At 58.3% G+C, this 16468-nt stretch carries 14 protein-coding genes and 1 pseudogene; 6 read left to right on the top strand and 9 right to left on the bottom strand.

Features of this window, described 5'->3' with window-relative positions; translation table 11 throughout:
• Positions 1-85 precede the first annotated feature (85 nt).
• The gene (ffh, locus tag RHM56_RS17575) at positions 86-1462 is read right to left on the bottom strand and encodes a signal recognition particle protein (protein WP_322234485.1); all 1377 of its coding nucleotides are present in this window, start codon (positions 1460-1462) and stop codon (positions 86-88) included.
• 207 nt (positions 1463-1669) lie between these two features.
• Here ffh and RHM56_RS17580 point away from each other — a divergent pair, with 207 nt between their 5' ends.
• The 3 genes and pseudogenes from RHM56_RS17580 (at position 1670) to RHM56_RS17590 (ending at position 4949) form a co-directional block, all read left to right on the top strand.
• Complete coding sequence (locus tag RHM56_RS17580; RefSeq protein WP_322234487.1) at positions 1670-2482, top strand: cytochrome C assembly family protein; 813 nt, start codon at positions 1670-1672, stop codon at positions 2480-2482.
• Between the two features lie 36 nt (positions 2483-2518).
• Positions 2519-3373: pseudogene (locus RHM56_RS17585) on the top strand (transporter associated domain-containing protein); the annotation flags it as partial.
• Positions 3374-3632: 259 nt separating this feature from the next.
• Positions 3633-4949 (top strand): MFS transporter, encoded by a 1317-nt coding sequence (locus tag RHM56_RS17590; RefSeq protein ID WP_322234489.1) that lies wholly within the window; start codon positions 3633-3635, stop codon positions 4947-4949.
• A gap of 102 nt (positions 4950-5051) precedes the next feature.
• Here RHM56_RS17590 and purT read toward each other — a convergent pair whose 3' ends face one another.
• The 5 genes from purT to RHM56_RS17615 form a co-directional block, all read right to left on the bottom strand.
• Positions 5052-6233, bottom strand: coding sequence for a formate-dependent phosphoribosylglycinamide formyltransferase (gene purT / locus RHM56_RS17595; RefSeq protein WP_322234492.1), 1182 nt, complete (start codon positions 6231-6233; stop codon positions 5052-5054).
• 91 nt (positions 6234-6324) lie between these two features.
• On the bottom strand, positions 6325-6795 hold the full coding sequence (locus RHM56_RS17600; RefSeq protein WP_322234494.1) for a VUT family protein: 471 nt from the start codon (positions 6793-6795) through the stop codon (positions 6325-6327).
• 127 nt (positions 6796-6922) lie between these two features.
• Positions 6923-7132 (bottom strand): DUF1289 domain-containing protein, encoded by a 210-nt coding sequence (locus RHM56_RS17605; protein WP_322234496.1) that lies wholly within the window; start codon positions 7130-7132, stop codon positions 6923-6925.
• On the bottom strand, positions 7125-7652 hold the full coding sequence (locus RHM56_RS17610; RefSeq protein WP_322234498.1) for a gamma carbonic anhydrase family protein: 528 nt from the start codon (positions 7650-7652) through the stop codon (positions 7125-7127). Before RHM56_RS17610 ends, RHM56_RS17605 begins: the two co-directional genes overlap by 8 nt.
• 41 nt (positions 7653-7693) lie before the next feature.
• Positions 7694-8296: a CoA pyrophosphatase gene (locus RHM56_RS17615; protein WP_322234500.1), complete on the bottom strand. Its 603-nt coding sequence runs from the start codon at positions 8294-8296 to the stop codon at positions 7694-7696.
• Between the two features lie 144 nt (positions 8297-8440).
• On the opposite strand from RHM56_RS17615, the gene RHM56_RS17620 reads away from it, so the two are divergent.
• Both RHM56_RS17620 and RHM56_RS17625 read left to right on the top strand, forming a co-directional pair.
• Positions 8441-8998, top strand: coding sequence for an NUDIX hydrolase (locus RHM56_RS17620; RefSeq protein ID WP_322234503.1), 558 nt, complete (start codon positions 8441-8443; stop codon positions 8996-8998).
• Between the two features lie 35 nt (positions 8999-9033).
• On the top strand, positions 9034-9600 hold the full coding sequence (locus tag RHM56_RS17625) for a L,D-transpeptidase family protein (RefSeq protein ID WP_322234506.1): 567 nt from the start codon (positions 9034-9036) through the stop codon (positions 9598-9600).
• 75 nt (positions 9601-9675) lie between these two features.
• Here the strand turns inward: RHM56_RS17625 and RHM56_RS17630 are convergent, their stop codons facing one another.
• Both RHM56_RS17630 and purL read right to left on the bottom strand, forming a co-directional pair.
• Complete coding sequence (locus RHM56_RS17630; RefSeq protein ID WP_322234509.1) at positions 9676-9987, bottom strand: YqfO family protein; 312 nt, start codon at positions 9985-9987, stop codon at positions 9676-9678.
• A gap of 3 nt (positions 9988-9990) precedes the next feature.
• A complete protein-coding gene (gene purL / locus RHM56_RS17635) occupies positions 9991-13887 on the bottom strand; it encodes a phosphoribosylformylglycinamidine synthase (RefSeq protein WP_322234511.1) in 3897 nt (1298 codons plus the stop codon).
• A 285-nt stretch (positions 13888-14172) separates the two neighbouring features.
• Between purL and mltF the strand changes: the two genes are divergently transcribed.
• A complete protein-coding gene (gene mltF, locus RHM56_RS17640) occupies positions 14173-15630 on the top strand; it encodes a membrane-bound lytic murein transglycosylase MltF (protein ID WP_322234513.1) in 1458 nt (485 codons plus the stop codon).
• Positions 15631-15708: 78 nt separating this feature from the next.
• On the opposite strand, the gene pdxJ is transcribed toward mltF, so the two are convergent.
• A complete protein-coding gene (pdxJ, locus tag RHM56_RS17645; RefSeq protein WP_322234515.1) occupies positions 15709-16452 on the bottom strand; it encodes a pyridoxine 5'-phosphate synthase in 744 nt (247 codons plus the stop codon).
• Positions 16453-16468: the final 16 nt, after the last annotated feature.

The raw sequence follows: 16468 nt of genomic DNA on the forward strand, positions 1-16468 counted from the left end.
GCAGGTCAGCTCCCGCACAGCGCGGGTTTGCCGGGTGTCTCGCAGGGCTGCGAGTTACCCGCACGCAAGCGTGCGGGCGGGTAATTTACATTTTTGGCATGCCGCCGCCGGGCATCATTGAGCCCATGCCGCGCATCATTTTCGCCATTCCGCCTTTGGCAGAGAATTTTTTCATCATCTTTTGCATCTGCTTGTGCTGCTTGATCAAGCGACCGATGTCCTGCACCTGCGTACCGGAACCCATGGCAATACGACGCTTGCGCGAACCGCTGATCAGATCAGGGTCACGACGCTCGGCCGGAGTCATGGAGTTGATGATGGCTTCCATTTGCTTGAACTGCTTTTCTGCTGCGCCCTGGGCATTGCCCATTTGCGCCAGATTCACACCACCCATATTCGGCAGTTTGTCCATGAGACCGCCAAGGCCGCCCATGTTCTTCATCTGTTGCAGTTGGTCGCGGAAGTCTTCGAGGTCGAAGCCTTTACCTTTTTTGAGCTTTTTAGCCAGTTTGTCGGCTTTGTCTTTATCGAGCGTCTGTTCGGCTTGCTCGATAAGGCTGAGCACGTCGCCCATGCCCAAGATACGCGACGCAATACGATCCGGGTGGAACGGTTCGAGCGCGTCGCTCTTCTCGCCCATACCGATGAACTTGATTGGCTTGCCAGTGATCGAGCGCACGGACAGTGCCGCACCGCCACGGGCATCACCATCGACCTTGGTCAGAATCACACCGGTCAACGGCAGCGCATCACCAAAGGCCTTGGCCGTGTTGGCGGCGTCCTGGCCGGTCATGGCATCAACCACGAACAGGGTTTCTGCAGGCTTGACCGCCGCATGCAGTTCCTGGATCTCGGTCATCATCTCGGCGTCGATGTGCAAACGACCGGCGGTATCGACGATTACGACATCAATAAACTTGAGCTTGGCTTCATTAATAGCCGCTTGCGCGATGGCCACTGGTTTCTGGCTGATATCGGACGGGAAGAACGTAACGCCCACTTCGCCCGCCAGGGTTTCCAGTTGCTTGATCGCGGCCGGACGATAAACGTCGACCGAGACCACCATCACGGTCTTCTTTTTGCGCTCTTTAAGGAAGCGCGCCAGCTTGCCAGCGGTGGTGGTTTTACCCGCCCCCTGCAAACCGGCCATTAAAACGACAGCAGGCGGCGTGACATTGAGGATCAAGTCCTCGTTGGCAGCGCCCATCAGGCTTTCGAGTTCAGCCTGAACAATTTTCACAAATGCCTGACCCGGCGTCAGGCTGCGCGACACTTCTGTGCCGACCGCGCGCTCTTTGACCGAGTTGACGAAGTCTTTGACCACTGGCAAAGCCACATCGGCTTCCAGCAACGCCATGCGCACTTCACGCAGGGTGTCTTTGATGTTGTCCTCGGTCAGCTTGGCCTTGCCGGTGACATGGCGCAGCGTCTGCGAGAGACGATCGGTTAAATTTTCAAACATGCGCGATCCTTTCAGGCCCAAAGTAGACCGGGGTTATTGCGGCCCAGCCCGTGTAAAACTGATGCTCGGCGAGCCTGCGGCGTGGGCAGGTCGCGGATTATAGCGAAGACTGGGCGCGGCGCACACCTTGCCGTCGCTTAAGTGGTCTTTCGTGTACAGGCGGTTGTATGCCAAACTCAGCCCTTTCGGGCTTGCCTAACAGGATTTATGCTCCCCTTGTCACCCAGTTTGCTACCCAGTCTCGCCGCCGCCTGCTTGTATGCCGCTGCGACCTTCTATCAAGGCTCTTGCCTGCGTCAGGGCACCAAGGCAAACAAACGCCTGCTGGTAACGCTCGGTATCCTCGCCGTCATCGTCCACGCCGCGAGCCTGTATACGCACTTGCTGACCCCTGCCGGGCTTGAACTGGACTTTTTCAGCGCAGCCAGCCTGATTGCCGTGGCGGTGATTATCGTGACGCTCATTGCCTGCGCACGCATACCGGTCGAAAACCTGCTGCTGCTTCTCTATCCGCTGGGCATGCTCACGGTGCTGTTATCCGAGTTCGCACCAGCCGGCACCGTCCAGATCGTCAATGAAGAGCCAGGGATCCTGCTGCACATCCTGCTGTCGATTCTGGCCTACGGCATGTTCACCATTGCCGTGTTCCAGGCCTTGCTGCTGTCGTTGCAGAACTACCAACTCAAGCACAAGCACCCAAAAGGCCTGATCAAAAACTTCCCGCCGCTGCAAACCATGGAAAGCCTGCTGTTTGGCTTCCTTTGGGCCGGCTGGTCGCTGCTGTCTCTGTCGTTGATTTCCGGCTGGGTATTTCTCGGCAACCTGTTTGCGCAGCATTTGGTTCACAAAACCTTGCTAGCCTGCCTCGCCTGGGTGGTCTTTAGCGTGCTGCTGTGGGGACGCAATCACCTCGGCTGGCGCGGACACAAAGCCATTCGCTGGACGCTGGCCGGTTTCTGCCTGTTAATGCTGGCGTACTTTGGCAGCAAACTGGTTCGCGAATACATTCTGCATATCTGACGGGCGATAAAAATGGATAGCTTGCCCCACGGGCCAATGCTCGCAGTCTTGGCACTGCTGTTTCTGGGACTGGGTTTTTTTATTGGCAAGACTTCGCGCAAGAAGGCCATCAGGGTACAGCGCGACGAACCTTTGCAGACTCACAGCGAACCCCCTGAGGGCGACGTTGAGCAGAGCAATAGCCGCCCTACTCTGCTCTCGGGCATTCATGCGCTGGACAACATCACCGTCAACGACATCCTGATTCCGCGCAGCGAAGTGGAAGGGCTCAACCTGGATGACTCCATTGACGAGTTGATCGAGCAATTGCGCCTCACCAAACGCACCCGCCTGCCGGTTTTTCATAACGACATCAACCAGGTCGAGGCCATCCTCAATACCCGGCATATCCAGCACATGCTGCCCGATGCCAGCCTGACCAAAGAAGCGTTGCTGGCGGTCTGCCACGAGCCGTACTTCGTCCCCGAAAGCACCCCGCTGCAACTGCAACTGCTCAATTTCCACAAACAGCAGCGCCGAATGGGCGTTGTGGTTGACGAATACGGCGAAGTACTGGGCATCGTGACCCTCGAAGACATTCTTGAAGAAATCGTCGGCGAATTCGAAAACGAGCAAAATCTCGACAACCCTCATATCGAGCCGCTCCCAGACGGCCGCTTTGTGGTGGATGGCGCTGCGTCCATCCGCGAGTTGAATAAAAGCCTGGGCTGGCACCTGCCCAGCGATGGCCCGAAAACCCTTAACGGGTTGGTCACGGAAGCACTGGAAACCATTCCAGAAAGCACCGTCTGCCTGAAGATAGGTCGCTACCGCCTGGAAATTCTCGCGACCGAAGAGAACCGAGTGAGCCGCGTCCTGATCTGGCACGACAGCGTCAAGCCCGCGGTTTAATCACCGCGTAAGGTCTTGTTACATTCGAACAGGCCTCCCTATAATCCTTGCGCTTATCCAAGCCTCGTCGACACGCGTGCTACCCGCACTTAGCGCTGTTGACGGGTTGCTTTATGCATCATCAGCGCATGTTCCCATCCCGAACGGCGTTTGCACCTGCCCTTATCCCTAGGGCTCAACGACCATAAAAATTGCTCGGGTACAGGTGGCCGCAAAGGCTGATCCGACCCAGAAGCTCATAACTGTCAGGGATATGCGCATGACCACCAGCACCACTTACAGCGAAGCCTCGTCCGACAAGCCGGTCAATTCCGCAACCCGCGTCGCGACGGCCAGTTTTATTGGCACTGCCATCGAGTTCTACGACTTCTATGTGTATGCCACTGCGGCTGCATTGGTCATTGGCCCGGTATTTTTCCCGCAAACCTCCGGCACAGCGCAAATGCTGTCGGCCTTCCTGACCTTTGGGATCGCCTTTCTTGCACGTCCGCTGGGCTCATTTCTATTCGGCCATTTCGGTGACCGGGTCGGACGCAAATCCACTCTGGTCGCCTCCCTGCTATTGATGGGCGTGTGCACCACCTTGATCGGCGTGCTGCCGGGCTACGCGACGATTGGTGCCTGGGCCCCGATTCTGCTGTGCGTGTTGCGCTTCGGCCAGGGCCTGGGACTCGGTGGTGAATGGGGCGGCGCGGCATTGCTGGCCACCGAGAACGCTCCGAAAGGCAAGCGCGCCTGGTTCGGCATGTTCCCGCAGCTGGGTCCATCCATCGGTTTTCTGGCCGCCAACGGCTTGTTCCTGATACTGGCCATGACCCTCAGCGACGAGCAGTTCCGCTCGTGGGGCTGGCGGATTCCGTTCCTGCTGAGCGCGGCACTGGTGATGGTCGGCCTGTATGTCCGCTTGAAGCTGGAAGAAACCCCAGTGTTCGCCAAGGCTGTGGCGCAGCACGAGCGGGTGAAAATGCCCATCCTTGAGCTCTTTGCCCAATATTGGGCACCGATGCTGCTCGGCGCCGCCTCGATGGTGGTGTGCTATGCGCTGTTCTACATCTCGACGGTGTTTTCGTTGAGCTACGGCGTTTCAACCCTGGGCTATACCCGCGAAACATTCCTCGGCCTGCTGTGCTTTGCCGTGTTGTTCATGGCAGCGGCCACACCCCTGTCGGCCTGGGCCAGTGATCGCTACGGGCGCAAGCCCGTGCTGATTGTCGGCGGTGTATTGGCGATTTTGTCGGGCTTTCTGATGGAACCCCTGCTCACCCAAGGCTCGACCTGGGGGGTGGCGTTGTTCCTGTGCATTGAGCTGTTTCTGATGGGAGTGACATTCGCCCCTATGGGCGCCCTGCTCCCCGAACTGTTCCCGACCCGCGTGCGCTACACCGGTGCGTCTGCGGCCTATAACCTGGGCGGCATTGTGGGCGCTTCGGCCGCACCGTTCTTCGCTCAGAAGCTGGTGGCGATGGGCGGTTTGAGCTGGGTGGGCGGGTATGTATCAGGCGCAGCCGTGCTCAGCTTGATCGCTGTGCTGTGCTTGAAGGAAACCAGAGAAGCGGACCTGAACAAGGTCGCTTGATCGGGGATGTGTAGTCGCTGCCGAGGCACGAAGGCTGCGAGCTCTTAACGATTAAAAGCTCGCAGCCTTCGTGCCTCGGCAGCGACGACGGGGCATTGCCTATTACAGCTCTACGACAACCGCTTTGGAGGCGCGGGTCGCTTTGGCGCGCGCAGCTTCAATCGACTCGTCACGGGCCAGGGCAACGCCCATGCGACGTTGGCCATTGACCTCAGGCTTGCCAAACAAACGCAATGCGGTGTCCGGCTCGCTCAAGGCAGCGCCGAGGTTGGAGAAGGCGGTCTGGGTCGACTGGCCTTCGACCAGAATCACAGCCGAAGCCGATGGGCCAAACTGACGGATCAGCGGAATCGGCAAGCCCAGAATGGCGCGGGCATGCAGTGCAAATTGCGACAAGTCTTGCGAGATCAGCGTCACCAGACCCGTGTCATGCGGGCGTGGCGACACTTCGCTGAACCACACTTGATCACCTTTGATGAACAGTTCAACGCCAAACAGGCCACGCCCGCCCAGTGCTTCGGTGACGGCCTTGGCCACGCGCTCGGACTCAGCCAGCGCAATCGGGCTCATGGCTTGCGGCTGCCAGGATTCCTGATAATCGCCCTTCTCTTGACGATGGCCGACTGGCGCGCAGAACGTGGTGCCGCCAATGTGGCGCACGGTGAGCAAGGTGATTTCGTAGTCGAAGTCGATAAACCCTTCGATGATGACCCGACCTTTGCCCGCACGGCCGCCTTCTTGTGCGTAATCCCAGGCTTTTTGTACGTCGTCAGTGCTGCGCAACAGGCTCTGACCTTTGCCCGAGGAGCTCATCACTGGCTTGACGACACACGGGAAGCCCAGGTCCTGCACGGCCTTGCTGTAGTCCTCGAAGGTGTCAGCAAAGTGGTATGGCGAGGTAGGCAGGTCCAGTTCTTCTGCCGCCAAGCGACGAATACCTTCGCGGTTCATGGTCAGCGACGTTGCACGGGCCGTCGGGATGACGGTGAAACCTTCAGCTTCCAGCTCGACCAGGGTCGCAGTGGCGATGGCTTCGATTTCCGGGACGATGTAGTGAGGTTTTTCCAGTTCGATGACAGCGCGCAGTGCCGCGCCGTCCAACATGTTGATCACGTGGCTGCGGTGCGCAACCTGCATGGCCGGCGCATTGGCATAGCGATCAACGGCAATCACTTCAACGCCCAAGCGCTGCAATTCGATGACGACTTCTTTACCCAGCTCGCCGCAGCCACACAGCAATACGCGGGTCGCGGTCGGCGACAGTGGAGTTCCGATACGGGTCATTTCAGGTCCTCAAGGAAGCAAATCATCGAAGGCGCTCGCAACGCTCGCGCCTGCTGGGAAGAAAGGCCAGCATTTTACATGATCCAGCGTGTCAGGCTTTAGCTTGGTTGGCTTTGCGCAACCGCCAGGCCATGGCCAGCCACACACAGGTCACACCGGCAAATTTTGAAGCCATCGCGGTGATGATCACGCCGGGGGTAAAGGCGTCGATCATGCCGAAGAAGATAAAGGTATCAATCGGAATGCTCAGCGCCGAGCTGATCCACAGGCGGTCATGCAGAGGGCGCTTGGTGATGCTGAACACCAGCCAGTCAATGCACTCGGACACCGCAAAGGCCGTGGCACTGGCCAGGGCGATGGAAGGATCGGAGGTGACATACGACAGCACCAGCGCGGCCAGCATGGCCAAAATGGCACCGTGCCCGAAGCGGGTTTGCACCATGTCGCGCAGCACGAAGACCAGGCCGCCCCAGGCGGACCAGATGATGTCCAGGTGCGGGGCCGTGGAAAACGCGTAGTTAATCAGCACAACGCTGGCGATGTAAGCGATCAGAAACAGCATGGGAGCAGGCGACACCTCTAAATAAGGCGCACAGGGTACTTGAGTCATGCTTTTTTTGTAGAACGCCGGCTTGCATCGTGATCTTTTTAAGATCAAAAGATCGCGAGGCAAGCTCGCTCCTACACCTTTAGGGTTGGTTGCCCAACACCCACATCACGCCGCTGGACTTCGCGCGTTCATGACACAAAGCCAGTACTTCGCGACGCTCAGGGTTGGTCATGCGGCTCCAACGGGTGATTTCAGCCACGGTGCGCTGGCAACCGGTACAGACATCATCGTCGTCCAGCGCGCAAATGTTCACGCACGGCGAGGCAACTGGGCGTTCAACCTCACTCACTGTCTTGCTCCGCGAGGTCACGCGCATAGCGCTGGCCGTTTTTCACGTAATTCGCGGCGCTGGCTTCGAGCATTTTTTTCTGCTCATCGGTCAGTTCCCGGACCACTTTTCCCGGCGAACCCATGACCAGCGACCCATCAGGAATCACCTTGCCTTCACCGATCAGCGAATTGGCGCCGATGATGCAATGTTTGCCAATTTTGGCGCCATTGAGAATCACCGCATTAATGCCGATCAGGCTGTAATCACCGACCGTGCAGCCGTGCAACATGGCGTTATGGCCGATGGTCACGCCGGTGCCCAGCGTCAGCGGGTAGCCCATGTCGGTGTGCATCACTGCGCCATCCTGGACGTTGCTGTCTTTGCCGATCAGGATCAGTTCGTTATCACCGCGCAACACAGCGTTGAACCAGACGCTGGCGCCTTCTTCCAGACGCACCTTGCCGATCAAGGTGGCGTTGGGAGCCGCCCAACTGTCGGGATGCGTTTCGACGTGCGAATCGCCCAAGCGATATTTCATGCTGATGTCCTCAAGGCAGGCGTGGCTGTCTGCTGACAGCTCTATATATTGATGAAACGTTCGGGTGGGGTGTGCAGGTTGATGTCGACGTCGTCGTACAGCAGGTTCATCAGCTCAACGATCATGATCGCCGTCAGGCCCCAGATCTTGTACACGCCAAAACGGTAGCTGGGCACATACCAACTGCGCCCTTGATAGTCGATGCGGTGGGTGTGCTCACGCGGGTCCTGACGGAAAAAATCAAGCGGTACGCTGAACACCGCAGCGATCTCGGCATCGTTGGCCAAATACTCAACATAGTCCGGTACCAGCCCGACATAAGGCGTGACACAAATACCGTGTAATGAAATCAAAGGACTGAGCGGGCCAATGACTTCGACCAAACCCGGCGGCAAGCCAATTTCTTCTTCGGCTTCACGCAGAGCGGTAAACACCAGGTCTGGGTCTTCAGGGTCGCGCCGTCCACCGGGGAAGGCCACTTCGCCACCATGCGTCGACAACCCGCTGGCGCGCAGGGTCAAAATCAGTTCGGGCTTGTCACTGCGCGTCACCGGCAACAGTACCGCGGCCTCCGGAAAGCTGCGTTCTGTTTCCAGCGTCCGCGGGGTGTAGCGACTCATACGGCTAAGTAGCTCGTCCAGCATAGGTCATCTCGATCCGTCACTTATCGGGCATCATGCACCAAATTGCCCGGCTCCCCCAAGCCCCACGCTGTCGCAGGGGCAAAGTGGAGCTTGCCGTAATCCTGCCCCAGCCCCAAGATAGGCGCCAGAACCAGAGAGCACAGCATGAAATTTTGCAGCCAGTGCGGCAACACTGTCAGTCAACATATCCCGCAAGGCGATTCTCGCCTGCGTTATGTCTGCGACCACTGCCACACCATTCATTATCAAAACCCGAATATCGTCGCGGGCTGCCTGCCTACTTGGGGCACGCAAGTGCTGTTGTGCCGACGCGCCATTGAACCGCGCAAAGGCTACTGGACGCTGCCCGCAGGGTTTATGGAAAACGGCGAGACTGTCGAGCAAGCCGCTCGCCGCGAAACCCTCGAAGAAGCCTGCGCTCAAGTTGAACAACTGGCTATCTATACCCTGATCGATGTTCCGCACATCAATCAGGTGCACATTTTCTACCGCGCCGAACTGCAAAGCCTCGACTTTGCGGCTGGCGAAGAAAGCCTGGAAGTGCGCTTGTTTGAAGAGGCCGACATCCCTTGGTCCGAGTTAGCTTTTCGCACCGTCAGCCGTACCCTAGAATGCTTTTTTTCTGATCGCCCGGCACAGACCTACCCTGTGCGCAGCGAAGCTGTGCTGCCGCCGGCAGAGTTGATTAAACACCCACAATAATGTCGTTTGCCTCGTACCTCAGGAATACCCTTCTAATGCGTTGGTTGCTTGCTGCCCTTTGCTTGTCGTTTGCTGTTACTTGCCAAGCCGCTGTCGTCATGACAATCAACGGCAAATCCGTCGATAAAGATCAGGTGCTTAAATCGCCAGCAGCGTTACCGCGCGCCGGAGACAGCAAACGCGTCGACAAGATTCTGGTGCTCAAATCAGCCCGCAAGCTGGAGCTGATCAGCGATGGAAAAGCCATCAAGACCTACCGCATCTCATTGGGCAAACAACCTAAAGGGCCAAAAATGCGCGAAGGCGACAAGCGCACGCCCGAAGGGCTTTACTGGGTGGACTGGCGCAAGAAAAGCGACAAGTTCAATCTGGCGATGCACATCAACTACCCCAACATCAGCGACGCCGCGACTGCACGGCGCGAAGGTGTGAACCCGGGTTCAATGATCATGATTCACGGCACACCGGACTCCGAAGACAACCCGGAAGAACTGTTCCACACCCTGGATTGGACCGATGGGTGTATCGCGATGAAAAACTACGAAATGCGCGAAGTCTGGAACATGGTCAAAGACGGCACGATGGTTGAGATACGCCCGTAACCCGCAAAAAAGACCGCACACAAAAAAGCCCGCTGCCCCCATAAGGGTCAGCGGGCTTTTTTGTGCAACGCCAGGCTAAAGATCAGCCAGACGCCACACCTCATACGCAGGTGTTTCATACGGGTGGCTGTGCTTGAGCGCAGCCACCACGGCCTGAATCAACTCGTCAGCAACGACCAGCTCAACTTTCCATTCCCCCACGTACTCGACCTGACCGGTTTGCCCAATGAACGGCTGGCTGCCGTCCAGTGCGCGAAACTGGCCCTGCCCCATGGTCTGCCAGGCGCAGTGGTCATAGGTGCCGATTCGACCGCCACCGGCGGCAAATACAGCACTTTTGACCTCGTCGACATGGCTTGGCGGAACGAAAAAGCTGAGTTTGTACATGCCTTAATCGACCCAAACACGAGCGTTACGGAACATGCGCAACCATGGCGCATCTTCGTTCCACTCTTCAGGACGCCACGAGTTCTGCACCGCGCGGAACACACGCTCCGGGTGCGGCATCATGATCGTCACACGGCCATCGCGGCTGGTGAGGCCGGTAATGCCGCGCGGCGAGCCGTTCGGGTTGGCCGGATAGTTCTCGGTAACCTTGCCGTGGTTGTCGACGAAACGCAGGGCAACGGTGCCCGACAGATCGGCTTGCAACAGCGCTTCAGGGCTGGCGAATTCAGCGTGGCCTTCACCGTGAGCAATGGCGATTGGCATGCGCGAACCGGCCATGCCTTGCAGGAAGATCGAGTTCGACTCTTGCACTTGAACCATGGCAACACGGGCTTCGAACTGCTCGGAGCGGTTACGCACAAAGTGTGGCCACAACTCGCTACCCGGAATCAGTTCGCTGAGGTTGGACATCATCTGGCAACCGTTGCACACACCCAGGCTGAAGCTGTCGGTACGTTCGAAGAAGCCTTGGAACGCATCACGTGCACGGGCGTTGAACAAGGCCGACTTGGCCCAGCCTTCACCGGCACCCAGTACGTCGCCGTAAGAGAAACCACCGCATGCCACCAGACCTTTGAACTCATTCAGGTCGACACGGCCGGCCAGAATGTCGCTCATGTGCACGTCGATCGCATTGAAACCGGCACGGTCAAACGCCGCCGCCATTTCAACCTGACCGTTGACGCCCTGCTCACGCAGTACGGCAACTTGTGGGCGAATGCCTTTTTTGATGTACGGCGCGCTGATGCTGGCGTTGACGTCAAAGCTCAACTGAGCGGTCAGGCCCGGGTTGTCTTCTTCCAGCAGCACGTCGAACTCTTGCTGTGCGCAGTCTGCGTTGTCACGCATACGCTGAATCTGGAAGCTGGTTTCAGCCCACTGGCGTTGCAGCTCGCCGCGCTGGCCAGCAAAGACTTTTTCGCCGTTGAAGCTGATGGTGACTTCGCTGTTGTTCAGCGGCTGACCAATCACGTCGACGCATTCACTCAGACCCGCAGCGCTGAACTGTGCGAGCACGTCAGCGGTCGCGTCCTGACGTACCTGAATCACGGCACCCAGTTCTTCGTTGAACAGGACCGCTGGCAATTCACCGACGCTGTCGGCCAGGCAATCGAGGATCAGGTTCAGACCGCAGTGACCGGCAAACGCCATTTCCATCACAGTGGTCAGCAAACCGCCATCGGAACGGTCGTGATAAGCCAACAGATGACCGTCAGCATTCAGGCCCTGGATGACTGCGAAGAAGGCTTTGAGGTCTTCTGCGTCATCAACGTCCGGCGCGTGTTTGCCTAGCTTGCCGTGGGTCTGAGCCAGAATCGAAGCGCCCATGCGGTTTTGGCCACGGCCCAGATCGATCAGGATCAGATCGGTCAGGCCCTTGTCCATGCGCAGTTCCGGGGTCAGGGTCTGGCGAATATCAAGCACTGGAGCAAAGCCGGTCACGATCAGCGACAGCGGCGAAGTCACGCTCTTGTCTGTGCCTTCATCGCTCCAGCGGGTTTGCATCGACATCGAGTCTTTGCCCACTGGGATAGTGATGCCCAGCTCAGGGCACAGCTCCATGCCGACGGCTTTAACGGTGTCGTACAGACGCGCGTCTTCACCTGGGTGGCCAGCCGCCGACATCCAGTTGGCCGACAGTTTGATGTCAGACATTTTGCCAATGCGCGAGGCCGCGATGTTGGTCAGGGTTTCGCCGATGGCCATACGGCCCGATGCCGGAGCATCCAGCAGGGCCAGCGGAGTGCGCTCGCCCATGGCCATGGCTTCGCCGGTGTATACGTCAAAGCTGGTGGCGGTGACAGCAACGTCAGCGACCGGAACCTGCCACGGGCCAACCATTTGATCACGGGCAACCAGACCGGTAATGGTGCGATCGCCAATGGTGATCAGGAAGCTTTTGCTGGCCACCGCCGGGTGGTGCAGAACGCGCTCGATGCACTCGCCGATGTTGAGGGCTGCCGGATCAAAGTCATCGCCCATCTCAGCTTCACGAACCACCGAACGGTGCATGCGCGGCGCCTTGCCCAGCAACACTTCCAGTGGCATGTCCACTGGGCTGTTGCCGAAATGGCTGTCGGTGACGGTCAGTTGTGGCTCGGCAGTCGCCTCGCCCACAACGGCAAACGGGCAACGCTCGCGTTCACAGATCGCCTGGAAGCGCTCGAAGTCTTCGGCGCTGACCGCCAGAACGTAACGTTCCTGGGATTCGTTACTCCAGATTTCGTGCGGGGCCATGCCCGGCTCGTCATTTGGAATGTTGCGCAGTTCGAAACGGCCACCACGGTCGCCGTCGTTGACCAGCTCAGGGAAGGCGTTGGACAGACCGCCCGCACCCACGTCGTGAATGAAGCTGATCGGGTTTTTGTCACCCAGTTGCCAGCAACGGTCGATGACTTCCTGGCAGCGGCGTTCCATTTCCGGGTTTTCGCGCTGTACCGAAGCGAAGTCCAGGTCTGCCGAGCTTGCGCCGGTGGCCATGGAGGAGGCAGCACCGCCGCCCAGGCCGATCAACATGGCCGGGCCACCCAGCACGATCAGCTTGGCGCCTACGGTGATTTCGGCTTTTTGTACGTGCTCGGCGCGGATGTTACCCATGCCGCCCGCCAACATGATGGGCTTGTGGTAACCGCGCACTTCATCACCATGCGGGGTGGTGATGGACTGCTCGAACGTACGGAAGTAGCCCGTCAGGGCTGGACGGCCGAACTCGTTGTTGAACGCCGCGCCACCCAGCGGGCCTTCAATCATGATGTCCAGCGCTGTCACGATGCGCTCAGGCTTGCCGTACGGCACTTCCCACGGCTGTTCAAAGCCCGGGATTTGCAGGTTGGACACTGTGAAACCGGTCAAACCCGCCTTTGGCTTGGCGCCACGGCCGGTTGCGCCCTCGTCACGAATCTCGCCGCCAGAACCGGTCGCTGCACCCGGGAACGGGGCAATGGCGGTTGGGTGGTTGTGCGTCTCAACCTTCATCAGGATGTGCACAGGCTCCTGCACCGCGCCGTACTGGCGGGTTTCAGGGTTCGGGAAGAAACGCCCGGCCACGCTACCGACGATCACCGAAGCGTTGTCTTTGTAAGCCGACAGAACGCCTTCGCTGTGCATCACGTAGGTGTTTTTGATCATGCCAAACAGGCTTTTTTCCTGGCTTTGGCCGTCGATGTCCCAACTGGCGTTGAAGATCTTGTGGCGGCAATGCTCGGAGTTCGCTTGGGCAAACATCATCAGTTCGATGTCGTGCGGGTTGCGATCCAGACCATTGAAGGCATTGACCAGGTAGTCGATTTCGTCTTCTGCCAGCGCCAGGCCCAACTCAACGTTGGCTTTTTCCAGCGCTGCGCGACCGCCACCCAACACATCGATAGCCGTCAACGGCTTCGGTTCGGCATGGCTGAACAGACCGGCAGCCTGCTCAAGGTTGCCCAGGACGATTTGCGTCATGCGGTCATGCAAGACCGACGCAATCAATTGAGCATCAGCATCGCTGAACTGACCGGCCACATAGAAGGCAATGCCGCGTTCCAGGCGCTGGATTTTAGCCAGGCCACAGTTACGGGCAATGTCGCTGGCCTTGCTCGACCAAGGAGAAATGGTGCCAAACCGCGGCAACACCAAAAACAGTCGGCCACTTGGCTCTTGGACCGGCACGCTTGGGCCGTACTTCAGGAGACGAGCCAGTACCTGCTGTTCATCGCTGGTCAGATCGCCGGTTACATCGGCAAAGTGGGCGAATTCAGCATACAAACCACTGACACCTGGAACCTTGAGGCTCAGTTGTGCAAGGAGTTTGCTGTGGCGAAAGGCAGAAAGGGCAGGAGCGCCGCGCAGGATCAACATCTTCGGGACAGCCTCGGGAGGGGTGTGCTTTGAGGCCAGGCATTCTAGCCTAAACCATCGGTCACGGCACCCGAAACGGCACACTAGACACACGCCGAACGTCGTTAATCGACCAAAGCCTTATTCTTTATGGCTATCAGCCGATTAACGGATGGTCGGTCGCGATCTATAGCCACCCCTTAAACCCCCATTCCATAAGGGTTTCAGCGATTTTCGCGGCAGTTATCAGAATGCCCACAAATTGTCGAGATATGGCACCCGTGCTGCTTTGCGTATACTGCGCGGATGTTTTCTCTAACTGCATTCCGCCAGCGTGGGGCCAAGTGGCTACTCGCAACCGGACTCTTCCTGATGCTCGGTGCCTGCGTTGAAAAACCCAGCACCCTTGAGCGCGTAAAGGAGGATGGAGTACTGCGGGTGATCACCCGTAACAGCCCCGCCACCTATTTCGAGGATCGCAACGGCGAGACCGGCTTTGAATATGAGCTGGTAAAGCGCTTTGCCGACGATCTGGGTGTAAAGCTCGAAATCGAAACCGCTGACAATCTGGACGACCTGTTCAGCAAGCTGGGCCAACCTGACGGCCCGGTGTTAGCTGCTGCCGGTCTGGTCAGCAGCGATAACCGCCTCAAACAAGCCAAGTTTTCTCATCCCTACCTCGAAGTTACGCCCCAGATCATTTATCGCAACGGGCAATCGCGCCCAACCACAGCGGCTGATCTGGTCGGCAAGCGCATCACCGTCCTGAAAGGCAGCTCGCACGCCGAACAGCTTGCCGAACTCAAAAAGCAATTCCCTGGCATTGAATACGACGAGTCCGACGCCGTTGAAGTCGTCGACTTGCTGCGCATGGTCGATGAAGGGCAGATTGATCTGACCCTGGTCGACTCCAACGAAGTGGCCATGAACCAGGTGTACTTCCCTAACGTGCGCGTAGCCTTTGATTTGGGCGACGCCCGCAGCCAGCGCTGGGCCGTGGTGGCCGGTGAAGACAACAGCCTGCTCAACGAAATCAATACGTACCTCGACAAGGTCGAGAAAAACGGCACCTTGCAGCGCTTGAAAGACCGCTATTACGGGCACGTGGACGTACTGGGCTACGTCGGCGCCTACACCTTTGCCCAGCACCTGCAACAGCGCCTGCCCAAGTACGAAAAGTTCTTCAAGGAAGCCGCCAAAAAGGAACAGGTTGATTGGCGCCTGCTAGCCGCCATGGGGTATCAAGAGTCGTTGTGGCAACCTGCCGTTACCTCTAAAACCGGGGTTCGCGGGCTGATGATGCTGACCCAGAACACAGCGCAGGCGATGGGCGTGTCTAACCGGCTGGATCCCAAGCAAAGCATCCAGGGCGGTGCCAAATACCTGGCCTACATCAAGGAACAGCTAGACGATGATATTCAAGAGCCAGACCGCACCTGGTTTGCGCTGGCCGCCTATAACGTGGGCACCGGGCACTTGGATGACGCGCGCAAACTGGCGGTAAAAGAAGGCCTTAACCCGAACAAGTGGCTGGACGTGAAGAAAATGCTGCCTCGCCTTGCGCAGAAGCAGTGGTACAGCAAAACCCGTTACGGCTACGCCCGAGGCGGCGAGCCTGTGCACTTTGTGGCCAACATCCGTCGTTACTACGACATCCTGACGTGGGCCACACAGCCGCAGCTTGAAGGCGACCAAGTGGCTGACGGCCAACTGCACATCCCCGGCATCGACAAAACCAAGCCCAAAGAAGAGCCGCAGTTGTAGGAGCGAGCTTGCCTCGCGATCTTTTGACCTTTGAAAAGATCGCGAGACAAGCTCGCTCCTACAGGTTGGGCATACGTCTTAAGCCTTTGAGGCTGCGAGAATCAGCGCTTTCATCTCGGATACCGCCGACTTGAAGCCCACGAACAGCGCATGCGCCACCAAGGCATGGCCAATGTTCAGCTCATTGATGCCTTTAATCGCCGCCACGGCTTCGACGTTGTGGTAGTGCAAACCATGGCCGGCGTTAACAATCAGGCCTTGCGCCAAGCCAAATGCCACGCCATCTGCCACACGCTTCAGCTCTTGCGCCACTTCGGTCGGCGTTTGCGCGTCAGCATAACGCCCGGTGTGCAGCTCAATTGCAGGGGCACCGACACGGCGCGAGGCTTCGATCTGTCGTTCGTCGGCGTCGATAAACAGCGAGACTTCACAACCGATTTTGGCCAGTCGCTCAACAGCCGCCTTGATCCGCGCTTCTTGCCCCGCGACATCCAGACCGCCTTCGGTGGTCAACTCTTGGCGGGTTTCCGGCACCAGACAGATGTGCGCCGGGCGAATGCGCTCGGCAAACACCATCATCTCTTCGGTCACACCCATTTCGAAGTTCATGCGCGTTTGCAGCACCTCTTTAAGCAGCAACACATCGCGCTCTTGAATATGGCGACGGTCTTCGCGCAAGTGCACGGTGATGCCGTCGGCGCCCGCCTCTTCCGCGTCCAGAGCCGCCTTGACCGGATCTGGGTAACGCGTGCCGCGCGCCTGACGCAGCGTAGCTACGTGGTCGATATTCACGCCGAGAAGAATGCGATTGCTTGTGGTCACGTGGGCTCTCCTGAAG

The sequence above is a fragment of the Pseudomonas sp. CCC3.1 genome, assembly GCF_034347405.1.
Taxonomy (GTDB): Bacteria; Pseudomonadota; Gammaproteobacteria; order Pseudomonadales; family Pseudomonadaceae; genus Aquipseudomonas.